General features: G+C 66.0%; 10 protein-coding genes and 1 pseudogene. 3 read left to right on the top strand and 8 right to left on the bottom strand.

Annotated elements, in window-relative coordinates; translation table 11 throughout:
• Window positions 1-28: 28 nt before the first annotated feature.
• Window positions 29-247 (top strand): annotated as a pseudogene (locus tag X803_RS17570) (IS30 family transposase); the annotation flags it as partial.
• A 67-nt stretch (window positions 248-314) separates the two neighbouring features.
• On the opposite strand, the gene X803_RS0103540 reads toward X803_RS17570, so the two are convergent.
• Together X803_RS0103540 and X803_RS17575 are read right to left on the bottom strand one after the other, a co-directional pair.
• Complete coding sequence (locus X803_RS0103540; protein ID WP_026544057.1) at window positions 315-1,310, bottom strand: glutathione S-transferase family protein; 996 nt, start codon at window positions 1,308-1,310, stop codon at window positions 315-317.
• Between the two features lie 10 nt (window positions 1,311-1,320).
• The gene (locus X803_RS17575) at window positions 1,321-2,433 is read right to left on the bottom strand and encodes a YihY/virulence factor BrkB family protein (protein ID WP_035777834.1); all 1,113 of its coding nucleotides are present in this window, start codon (window positions 2,431-2,433) and stop codon (window positions 1,321-1,323) included.
• A 121-nt stretch (window positions 2,434-2,554) separates the two neighbouring features.
• On the opposite strand from X803_RS17575, the gene X803_RS0103550 reads away from it, so the two are divergent.
• Complete coding sequence (locus X803_RS0103550; RefSeq protein ID WP_026544058.1) at window positions 2,555-3,589, top strand: NAD-dependent epimerase/dehydratase family protein; 1,035 nt, start codon at window positions 2,555-2,557, stop codon at window positions 3,587-3,589.
• An 11-nt stretch (window positions 3,590-3,600) separates the two neighbouring features.
• On the opposite strand, the gene X803_RS0103555 is transcribed toward X803_RS0103550, so the two are convergent.
• From X803_RS0103555 to X803_RS0103570, 4 genes are all read right to left on the bottom strand, one after another.
• Window positions 3,601-4,494, bottom strand: a complete 894-nt coding sequence (locus X803_RS0103555; RefSeq protein ID WP_026544059.1) for a carbohydrate ABC transporter permease — start codon at window positions 4,492-4,494, stop codon at window positions 3,601-3,603.
• Complete coding sequence (locus X803_RS0103560; protein WP_051470416.1) at window positions 4,491-5,663, bottom strand: carbohydrate ABC transporter permease; 1,173 nt, start codon at window positions 5,661-5,663, stop codon at window positions 4,491-4,493. The genes X803_RS0103555 and X803_RS0103560 overlap by 4 nt, the downstream gene beginning before the upstream one ends.
• Window positions 5,664-5,742: 79 nt before the next feature.
• Window positions 5,743-6,990 (bottom strand): sugar ABC transporter substrate-binding protein, encoded by a 1,248-nt coding sequence (locus X803_RS0103565; RefSeq protein ID WP_156929946.1) that lies wholly within the window; start codon window positions 6,988-6,990, stop codon window positions 5,743-5,745.
• A 42-nt stretch (window positions 6,991-7,032) separates the two neighbouring features.
• On the bottom strand, window positions 7,033-8,082 hold the full coding sequence (locus tag X803_RS0103570; RefSeq protein ID WP_026544062.1) for a LacI family DNA-binding transcriptional regulator: 1,050 nt from the start codon (window positions 8,080-8,082) through the stop codon (window positions 7,033-7,035).
• Window positions 8,083-8,215: 133 nt separating this feature from the next.
• Between X803_RS0103570 and X803_RS0103575 the strand changes: the two genes are divergently transcribed.
• Window positions 8,216-10,084, top strand: coding sequence for a glycogen debranching N-terminal domain-containing protein (locus tag X803_RS0103575; RefSeq protein ID WP_026544063.1), 1,869 nt, complete (start codon window positions 8,216-8,218; stop codon window positions 10,082-10,084).
• Here the strand turns inward: X803_RS0103575 and X803_RS0103580 are convergent.
• The gene (locus tag X803_RS0103580) at window positions 10,081-10,554 is read right to left on the bottom strand and encodes a DUF7793 family protein (RefSeq protein ID WP_026544064.1); all 474 of its coding nucleotides are present in this window, start codon (window positions 10,552-10,554) and stop codon (window positions 10,081-10,083) included. The two genes, X803_RS0103575 and X803_RS0103580, sit on opposite strands and share 4 nt — an antisense overlap.
• Before the next feature lie 7 nt (window positions 10,555-10,561).
• On the bottom strand, window positions 10,562-10,954 hold the full coding sequence (locus tag X803_RS0103585) for a DUF7793 family protein (RefSeq protein WP_026544065.1): 393 nt from the start codon (window positions 10,952-10,954) through the stop codon (window positions 10,562-10,564).
• Window positions 10,955-11,062 lie beyond the last annotated feature (108 nt).

Raw genomic sequence — 11,062 nt, forward strand, 5'->3', positions numbered from 1 at the left:
GGCCTAGGTGCTCGAGCTGCAGGCACCGGTGTATTTCTGCGACCCGCACTCACCCTGGCAGCGCGGCACGAACGAGAACACCAACAGGCTCCTGCGGCACTGGTTCGCCAAATCCACCGACCTCTCCGGCTACACCGCTGAGGACCTCAAAACCATCCAGGACAAACTCAACCGCCGACCCCGCCCAACCCTGGACCTGCAAACCCCCGCCCAAGCACTCAACCAAATGCTGCAACAGGCAGCCTAACCCCCACGTTGCACCGACCACTTGACTCTGCCGCCGGAGAAGCCGCCATAGGTGCACGAAAGTTCCATCAGGGGGCCGCAGCCGGCGGGGTGCCCCGCCCAAACGGGCTGCCGCCGAGGCGCTCGCGCTGGTGGTCGGTGTGCCAGTTCTCCAGCGAGGGTCCCTTCGGCACAATCCGCGTCGGGTTGATGTCCTCGTGGACGATGTAATAGTGCTTCTTGATCTGGTCGAAGTCGATGGTGTCACCGAAACCCGGAGTCTGGAACAGGTCCCGGGCATATCCCCACAGGGCAGGCATCTCGGTGAGCTTGTTCCGGTTGCACTTGAAGTGCCCGTGGTAGACCGGATCGAACCGCACCAGCGTGGTGAAAAGCCGGACGTCCGCCTCGGTGATCGAATCCCCCACGAGGTACCGCTGGTTTGTCAGCCGCTCCTCGAGCCAGTCCAGGGCGGTGAAGAGCCGGTCATAGGCGGCATTGTAGGCATCCTGTGACCCGGCGAACCCGCACCGGTAGACGCCGTTGTTGACCTCGGTGAAGACCCGCTTGTTGACGCTGTCGATTTCCTCCCGAAGGCCTTCCGGGTAGAGGTCCGGAGCGCCCTGGCGGTGATATTCCTTCCACTCCGTGGAGAGGTCCAGGGTGATCTGGGGGAAGTTGTTGGTCACCACCGCACCGGTGGGAATGTCCACGATCGCCGGCACCGTGATGCCGCGGGGGTACTCGGGGTCCCGCTTGAAGTACGCCTCCTGCAGCCGCTCGATTCCCAGCACCGGGTCCTTGCCGCCCGGGTCGAGGTCAAACGTCCAGGACCGCTTGTCATGCGTAGGTCCCGGGGTTCCGAGCGAAATGGCATCCTCCAGCCCCAGGAGCCGGCGGACGATGATTGCCCGGTTGGCCCAGGGGCAGGCGCGGGCTGCGATCAGCCGGTAGCGGCCAGGCTCCACCGGGAACCCGTCCGCGCCGTCACGCGTAATCCGCGTCTCGATGTAGTTGGTGTCGCGGGTGAACTCCTTGCCGGAGTCCACATAGGCGCCCTTGGTGCTGTGTTCGGTTTGGCTCATGGGTGTCACCCTAGTTCTTCACCCTGGAGGAACGCCGGTCGTCGCGGTCACGGCCGTATTTCTGCCGCAGTTCACGGCCCCGATCCACCAGTTCGAGCTGCTTGTCGCGCTTCTTCTGTGCAGCCTTCGTGTCCCGCGGGGGAAGCTGTACGGTCTCCTCTGCCTCGATGCCGGCCTGGAGCTCGCGGCCGCGCTCGAGTTCGGCATCGAACTCTGCCCCGAAGAGCAGGGAGAGGTTGGCCAGCCACAGCCACAGCAGGAAGATGATGACGCCTGCAATGGCACCGTAGGTCTGCTGATAGCTGCCGAAATTGGCCACATAGAAGGAGAACGCAACGGTGGTCAGGGCGAGGACGATCAGCGCGATGAGCGAGCCGATGCTCACCCACTTGAACTTGGGCTGCTGCAGATTGGGTGTTGCGTAATACAGCACAGCAACCATGAGGACGGCGAAGAACACCATTACGGGCCACTTCGCGATGTTCCAGACGGTCAGTGCCGTGGAACCCAGGCCGATCACCCCGCCGATTGCCTCGGCAACCGGCCCGGAGAGGACCAGCAGGAGCGCCATGAGGACAACCAGGAGAAGCACGACGACGGTGATCACCAGCATCACCGGGCGAAGCTTCCAGAACGGGCGCCCCTCCTCCACCTCGTAGATCCGGTTCATGGCCCGGGAGAAGGCGTTGACAAAGCCGGAGGCGGACCAGAGTGCGCCGAGCAGGCCGACCACGAACGTCAGGCCGGCTGTCTCGGAGGAGGCCAGCTGCTCGATCGCCGGCCCAACGGTTTCACTGGCCTGGGATGAAACGTTGGACAGGATATTCAGGACTGTCTCGGTGGTCGCTTCGGCCTGTCCGAAGAATCCAAGTATGGACACCAGCGCCAACAGCGCCGGGAAGATGGCCAGCACTGCGTAGTAGGTCAGCGCCGCAGCCAGGTCGGTGCACTGATCCTTACCGAACTCGCTGACGGTCCGCTTGAAGACGTACCCCCAGGCCGGTTTTGCAAGGTCGGTCGGATCATCCGGCTTCCGCGAATCGTCCGGGTGCGGACTTGAGGCCGCCTTCGCCTGCGTGGCTTCCTCCGCCGAGTCCGCCTTCGCGGGGTCTTTAGTGGTCACGTTTCTACCTCCGGTTCAGAATTGCCTCCCCCAACCGAACCATAAGGATACTTAGTATTGCAATAAGTGGTCGACCCCTTAGTGTGGATTTCAGGCCGCCACATCGATTGAAGGGTTCCACATGCGCATTGCAGTTATCGGAGCAACCGGCAATGTGGGGACGGCGCTTCTCCGCCGGCTCCAGCAGGCCCGCACGGAGAACCCGGCCATCGAACTCGTCGGCGTTTCCCGCCGCGAGCCCTCCCAGGACCACGCCCCGTACAGCGGCGTCGAGTGGCACACGGCCGACGTCGGCACTGACACCGGCAGGGAAAGCCTCACCGCCGCACTGAAGGGGACTGACGCCGTCGTACATCTTGCCTGGGCCATCCAGCCCAACCGGGATGAGGATGCGATGCACCGCACCAACGTCATCGGGACGCAGAACGCCCTCCAGGCTGCTGCCGACGCCGGAGTCCGCCACTTTGTCTGCGCCTCCTCCGTCGGCGCGTACAGCCCGGCGCCCAAGGACCGGCAGGTCACCGAGGACTGGCCTACCGGCGGCATCGCGTCATCCCACTACAGCCGGCACAAGGCCGCGCAGGAGGATCTGCTCGACGCCTTCGAACGGGATTTCCCCGAGATCCCCGTTGCGAGAGTGCGCCCCGGGCTCATCTTCCAGGCCGACGCCGGCGAGGAGATCGGGCGCTACTTCCTCGGCCCGCTCATCCCCAAGTCCATCCTCAACAAGCTGAGCCTGCCGATACTGCCCATCCCGTCACAGCTGGTGTTCCAGGCCGTGCATGCCGCGGACATGGCGGACGCATACTGGCGCATCGTGGACCAGCGCGCCTCCGGAGCGTTCAACATTGCCGCTGATCCCATTCTGACGCCGCCCCTGGTGGGCGGACTGCTCGGCGCAAAGCGTGTGTTCAACCTGCCGGTGTCGGTCCTGCGGGCGGTGGTGGCGGCGTCGTGGGCACTGCACCTCCAGGCCACCGATCCGGGCTGGATCGACATGGCCTCGCAGGCCCCCGTGATGAACACGGACCGGGCCCGGACGCTGCTCGGTTGGGAACCGACCCGATCCTCGGTCGCGGCGATGCGCGAGGTGATCGACGGCATGGCGGGCGGCTCCGGCGTACACGGCTCCCCCAGCCTGCGGCCGGGCGGCTGAGCGGCTGCCTGCTACTCCTTCACGGCGCCGGCCGAGGCGTTCATGATGCGCTTCTGGAAGATGAAGAACACAATGGCAACCGGCACGGTCATGAGCGCGGCCGCGGCGAGCTTGAGCGGGTACTGCGTTCCCTGACTCAGGGCACCGGAGGCAAGCTGCGCAACGCCCTTGGTCAGCGTGGTCAGATCAGGGCTCTGGGTCGAGATGATGAAGTGGTTCAGCTCGTTCCAGGACCCCTGGAAGGACAGGATCACGATCGTCATCACGGCCGGCCGGGCCATCGGCAGCACCACCGACCAGAACGTACGGAACGTTCCGGCGCCGTCGATCCGCGCCTGTTCCTCCACGCTGGCAGGGATGGATTCGAAGAAGTTCTTCATGATGAACACCCCCGCGGCGTCCGCCAGCAGCGGCAGGATCATGCCCGCGTAGGAGTCGTAGATTCCGAGCTGGTTGATCACCAGGAACTTCGGAATCAGCAGCACGACGCCGGGCACCGCCATCACTGCCACCAGCAGGGCGAACACCAGGCCACGGCCCCGGAACGGAATGCGGGCCAGTGCATACCCCGCGAGTGAGTTGAAGAACACCCTGCCGAGCGTCACGAACAACGTGACAATAAAGGAGTTCATCCCCCACTGCGGGAAGTCGGAGTTGGCGAAGAGGCCGATGTAGGCGGCAACGGTCCAGTTCTGCGGAATGATGCCGAGCGGGTTCTGCGCCGCTTCGGGCTCGGTCTTGAAGGACGTGGCCACCTGCACCAGGAACGGGAAGATGTAGATGATCGCGAGCGCGATCAGCAGCAGGTACGTGAGCCAGGCGCGGCGCACTGCCCGTCGCCGCCCCTCGGACTGGGGACGACGGCGGCCCGTCTTTTCCGGGGCCGGTGCTGTTGAGGTGCTCATCGGCTGGATCCTCGCTTTTCATCCTTGGGTGCGGCGGTACCGGGGGCTGCTGCCGCGCTGGAGCCGGCGCTGACGCCGGCGGGAACCATGCGCCGTCGTCGTGGTACATCCCGTTCCTGCAACGCCCAGCGCTGGAGGAGGGTGAGGACAACGATGATTGCGAACAGGACAAAGGCGATGGCGGCGCCGACTCCCCACTGCTGGTCCACGAAGGCGGCGTTGAAGGAGAGGTAGGCGGGCGTCAGGGTGGTCTTCGCGGGGCCGCCCTGGGTGCCGGTATAGATCTGGTCGAACACCTGCCAGGTGCCGATCAACCCCAGGGTCAGGACGGTGAAGAGAGTGGGTCGCAGCATCGGCAGGGTGACGTTCCAGAACCGCTGCCAGCCGGTGGTCCCATCCATCATGGCGGCCTCCTGCACCTCACCGCTGATGTTCTGCAGCGCAGCGATGAAGAGCAGCATGAAGGTTCCGGAGGTGGTGAAGATGGCCATCAGGACAAAGGCGCTCATCGCCACCGACGGCCCGGCGAGCCAGTCCCACCCGGTGATGCCGAGGAATCCGGGACTCCGGAGCCCATCGGGCGCCTGGTCCAGGCCGATGAGGCCGAGCAGGATGTGCAGCACCCCGCGCGGGTCCTGGAACCAGTTGGGCCCTTCGATGGCGAAGAAGGAGAGGACCTTGTTCACCACGCCGGTGGCGCTGAAGAGGAAGAGCCACAGCACCGTGATGGCCACGGAGCTGGTGACGGAGGGGAAGTAGAACGCGGTGCGGAAGAAGCCCCTGCCGCGCAGGATCTGGCGGTTCACCATGACCGCCAGGAAGAGGGACAGCGCCGTCTGCAGCGGGACAACCAGCAGCACATAGTAGAGGTTGTTCCGGATCGCGGTACCGAAATCGCGTCCAATCAGTCCCTCGCCCCCGAGGATCCCTGCATAGTTCTCAGCGCCGACAAAGCTGACGTTGCCGGAGAAGGGGCTGCCCCTGCCGGTCCAGTCGGACATGCTCACCCAGGCGGCCATAAGCACCGGAACCACGAGGAACAGTCCCAGGATGACAACGATGGGGGCGATGAACAACCAGCCGGCGAGGCCTTGCCTGCCGCGGATGTCACCGCGCCGCCGGCTGGTCTTTTCGGCCGCCTTCGGAGCGGCTGCTGGGGTGGATGGCATGGGATCCCTCGATCTTGAACGCGTTAGGGGGTCCCGGACCGGCGCCCCTGCAGGAGGTGCGCCGGTCCGGGGTGGGGCGTTACTGGGTGACTACGGATTCCAGGAGCGGCTGAACCGACTCGAGGATCTGCTGCGGGTCCGCGGACTCGAGGGATTCAAGCTGCGAGTTCAGTTCGCCGAGCACGTCCGCTGCACCCTGCTGTGCGGGCAGGTTCTGTGCGTACTCGCCTCCCGCGATGAAGGGCTCGAGCTCGGGGTACTGCGCAGCCCAGTCACCGGCCGCTGACTGCAGCGACGGCATGGGACCAAATGCTTCAGCAAAGGCCAGCTGGCTCTCGGCAGAGGTCAGGTGCTCCACGAGTGCCTTGGCGCCCTCGATGTTGTCACTGTCTGCAGCGATGCCCCAGCAGTTGGTGAACTGGAGGGTGCCCTTACCGCCCGGACCTTCAGGAAGTTCGGCAACCTGGTACTCGACGTCCGGGAAGTCGGCCGTCATGGCACCGGCAATCCAGTTGCCCTCGATGACCATTGCCGCCAGGCCCTTGCCGAAGGCCTCGCCGCCCCAGCCTGCGCCGAGGTTGGAGGAGTAGTCCGCCACGCCGTCGGTCATCATCTGCTTGACGAAGTTCAGTCCCTCGACGTTCTCGGGGCTGGCTGCCGTTGCCTCGCCGTCGGTGACGAGCCCGCCGCCGGCCTGTGCGGTGAAGACGCCGAGGCGCTGGAATTCGGGGCTGAAGCCGAGGCCGACGGTGTCCCCGGTGGTCAACTGCTCAGCCACTGTGGCCAGTTCTTCCCAGGTGGTGGGGATGTCGTCCTCCGTGAGGCCCGCTTCCTCCCACTTGGCCGAGTTGATGATCAGGCCGAGGGTGGAGAAGTCCTTGGGCGCGCAGTAGAGCTGGTCTTCGTAGGTGAAGGCCTCACGGAGCGCCGGATAGTAGTCGTCCTTGTTTTCGAGATCCTCGCCGTACGGCTCGAGGGAGCCGTTGGCTGCGTACCCGGCAAAGGCGTCGGTGGACAGGTAGAACACGTCGGCCGGCTCACCCGAGGCAAAGCCCTGGCTCAGCTGCTGGGTGAGGTCCGAGGCGGCGATGACGGAGGCATCGACGCCGGATTCGCTGGCCCAGGCATCGACGGCGCTGGTCACGGCCTGGGTCTCGGCGTCGCCGGATGATCCGATGAGCACGCTGACGGGGGCGTCCGTTGCCTCGGCCTGTCCGCCGCCTTCCTCTGCGGATTCCGAGAAGCCGGAGCCTCCGCAGGCGGTGAGGGCAAGCATTGATGCCGCGGTGATGGCGACGGCGAGCCGCCGGGGGTGTGCAGTCTTCATTGTCTGTTTCCTCATGTTGTTGCTTTTTCTTGTGGGGGGTGGTCAGGTACTGCTGCTGAAGGAGTACGGTGTGCGCTGGATGAGTGTCGGCGGCAGCAGCAGATGCCGCGGCGGTGCCGGCTCCTCGTCCCCGTGCGGGGAACTGCTCCCGGCCAGCTGGTGGGCGAGGACGGCAACAATGTGCCGTGCCGCGTCTTCCGTGGGCTGGGAAACACTTGAAAGGCCGACGGCGGCAGCCACCGGTGTGTCATCGAACCCGATCACTGCGGGCGAGGACTGCTCCGGGTGCAGCTGGCGCAGCTTGGCCATGGCCCCGAGGGCGAGGGAATCGCTGGCACAGACCACCGCCGTCGCTCCGTGGGATGCGAGCTGTTCGGCACCCTGTGCGCCGGCGGGGACGCCGTCGTCGGCCTGGATGTCGAGCGTGTCGGTGGGAAGCTTCGCCGCGCGCATGGCGCGGGCCCAGCCTGCCCGGCGGTCATCGCCTGCGCCGGAACCTTCCGGCCAGCCGAGGAAGCCGACGGCGGTGTGGCCCTGTTCGATCAGCGTGCGGGTGGCCTGCTCGGTGCCCGCGCCGCCGTCGACATCCACCCAGGGGTGCAGGGAGCTGAACGGGTCCTCGATGCTGCTCCACGGCCGGCCGAACGCGGCGAACGGGATCCCGTGCTCCAGGAGCCACGCGGAGCGGTGGTCGCCATGGTGGGTGCCGGTGAGGACAAACCCGTCCAGGTCCGCCACTTTGAGGAGTTCCTCATACTGGCGGATCTCCCCGGCATCCGTATCGGCGCAGAACAGTGTGACCCGGTAGCCCTCCTCCTGCGCCGCCTCGGTCAGCGCGTGCAGGAAGCGGTCCAGGATGGAGCCGTTGATCCCGTCGACCACGGGGCTCATGCGGATGCCGAAGTTCATGGAACGGCGGGTGCGCAGCTGGCGGGCGGCGGCGCTGGGCCGGTAGCCGCTCTCCGTGATGGCATGCTGCACCCGGATCCGGGTCTCCGGCTTTACCCGGTGCGGAGCGTTGATGACGTTCGAGACGGTCTGCCGGGAAACGCCGAGGGACTCGGCAAGGCTGACCAGGGTGGTCTTCGGCATGCCGCTCCTCTCGGGTTTGTCGGTGGCCGGAACCGTTGTTCCGGGGTGTTTACAGAATATGAACGTTCAAATAGTGTTGTCAATGAAAAGTTTGAACGATCTAAAAAAACCGAACCTCCCCTAGGAGAAACCAGTGGCGTACCTCCAGCCCTTCCTCCACAACCTCACCGGTGTGTTCAGCGCCCCCGTCCAGGCCTGGGCGGACCCCTATGGGCAGATCCGGGACTCGGGCGCGCAGGGCGTCCACTGCGGCGATGACCGCGTCATCCGTTCCGCCGTCCTGACCGTCAACGGCGCTGAGCCTGATTGGGTGTCCACGCAGGTGCGCTCCGCCCAGCGGGTTGATTACCTGCACTTTGTCCGGGTGGAATCCCAGGTTGCGGATCCGCTGATGTACCTGACCCGGGCACGCTCGGCGGATGCCACCGGAGTCTCGGAACAGATCCGCCTGGAATCGGCCTACGACTTCCCCTCCCGTCAGGAAATCCGGCTGGTGCTGGAGGCGGACAACACCCCGATGGAGCAGGTGAAGTCGGGCGCAGCCGGAAATTCAGGCCTTACCGTGGCCGGCCCCGATTGGAACTGGCGGGACGGAGACACTACTGCCCGGCTGGAAGCCCCGGAAGCAGAGATCAACTACGACGGCGGCCGGATCACCCTCACCTGGCTGGTGGATGTGGAGCCGGGTGGCGCCGTCGAGCTCGGCTGGAGGCTGGGAGTTGCCGATGCCGGCGCACCCATGGTGGCGCCGTCGGGCCCTGTTCTTACTGCTCCGACGGTCGAGGGTGAGGAGCTGCAGCAGCTGCTCGACCGCTCGATCTCTGACCTGAACGGCCTGCGCATGGCCACCGCGGACCGGCCGGAGGACGTGTTCCTCGCTGCCGGGGCGCCGTGGTTCTTCACCATGTTCGGGCGCGATTCACTCATCGCGGCACGGCTGCTGCTCCCGGTGGACACCTCGCTGGCGGGCAGCACGCTGCGGGCGCTGGCGTCCCGCCAGGGCGAGTCCACCGACCCGGACACCGCAGAACAGCCCGGAAAAATTCTCCACGAGGTACGCCGCGGCACACTGTCCTTCAGCGAGAACGGCTCAGGAGTTTCCCTTCCGCCCGTCTATTTCGGCACCATCGACGCCACTCCCCTGTGGATCAGCCTCCTGCATGACGCCTGGCGGGCCGGCCTGCCGGAGAAGCAGGTCGAAGGGCTGCTGGACCAGCTTGAGGCTGCACTGGTGTGGCTGCGGGACCACGGCGATTCCGACGGCGACGGATTCCTCGAGTACAAGGATGAGAGCGGGCACGGCCTGGCCAACCAGGGCTGGAAGGACTCCGGCGATTCCATTCGCTGGCACGACGGCTCACTCGCCGACGGGCCCATCGCCCTTGCAGAAGTGCAGGGCTACGCCTATGAGGCAGCCCTTGGAGGAGCCGCCCTTCTGGACGCTTTCGGGCGCAGCGGCGGCGACTCATGGCGGCAGTACGCAGCTGACCTGAAGGAACGGTTCCGGAACGCTTTCTGGTGCACGGATGAGCTGGGACCGTACCCGGCCATCGCCCTGGACTCGTCCAAGCGGGCAGTCGACGGCGTCACCAGCAACATGGGCCACCTGCTCGGAACCGGGATTCTCAATGACGACGAGGCCCGCGCCATTGCCGGGCGCCTGATGGATCCCACCATGTTCTCCGGCTACGGCATCCGGACCGTGTCCACCACCAACGGCGGCTTCTGGCCGACCCGCTACCACGCAGGGTCGGTGTGGAGCCATGACACCGGCATGATCATCAGCGGCCTGCTCAAGGACGGCTTCACCGAAGAGGCCTCGCGGCTTGCCGGTGGGCTGCTGCGCGCCGCGGAAGGGTTCGGCTGGCGGCTGCCCGAGCTCTTCTCCGGGCATCCCGCAAGCGAGGTGTGGCCGCCGGTTCCCTACCCGGCGTCGTGCCGGCCGCAGGCGTGGGCCGCGGCGTCGTCAGTTCCGATCGCGCAGGCGCTCGGCGGGCTTTAGACCGCCTGCGGGCCCTGCTCCGCGCGGGCGGGGCGTGAACCGCGATCAGGGTTCGTGCCGTCGTCGGGATCCTGGGCCTCGTCGGGCGCCGCGCCTCCGTCGGGCGCCGCGTGCCCTGAAATGAGCCACTGAACCGCCGCGGTCTCATCGGTGAAGTACCGGCTGGGCGTTGCGGCGCGGTAGTTGAAGGCCGTCATCACCCGCGCCACCTCGTCGCTGCCGAGAACAGCGGTGCGGCTGGAGCAGGTTTCCTCCAGGAGCAGGTCCCTGGCCGGGGCGCTGATGCCGTCCACGAGGTCGATATGCACCAGCAGCGGTCGTTTGCACTCGGGTGACATCGCGATGACGGCACTCACGCTCGCCTCCACGTCCTCCAGTTCCATGACAATCCCGGCATGCCACCGGAGGCGCAGGTAGGAACCCTCGTCGGTCAGCTCGAAGCGCGGACCATCCCCGGATAACGGTGCCATTGTCCGGCTAGCCCTCAGTGCCCGGGGCGCCGTGTCCCGGTGTCAGGAGCCACTCGAGCGCAGCAGCGGGCTCGGTGAAATAGCGGGTGGGGTAGGCGGGTTCGTGGACCTCGCTGAAGAAGGTGGCGATGGTGCGGTCAACCGCCGTCGGGCCCACTATCGCCAACGCTGCGACATTCAGCCGCGACGCAAAGATCGCCAGGGCAGGGGCGTGGACCGTCACCATGGAGTTGAGGTTCGCGAGCATCGGCTTACACACCCCCGGGCATTCCTGATCCAGCCGGTCGAGGAGGTCCAGCGCGTCCTGCTCCGTGACGCTGATGTCCTCATCCCACTCAACCCGGACGTAACCGTTTTCCCGGGTGAGGGCAAAACGGCTGTCAGCGCCCGTTTCGTTCATTTTTCTCCCGCCGTCGGCTGCCGATAAGTCAATGTAACCCACGTCGCGCGCTTGATGTCAGGAAATCCTGCGGGTTTACCGCTCCTCGAGCGCGTCCTCACCCGGCCC

Source organism: Arthrobacter sp. 35/47 (genome assembly GCF_000520475.1).
In the GTDB taxonomy this organism is placed as follows: Bacteria; Actinomycetota; Actinomycetes; order Actinomycetales; family Micrococcaceae; genus Arthrobacter_D; species Arthrobacter_D subterraneus.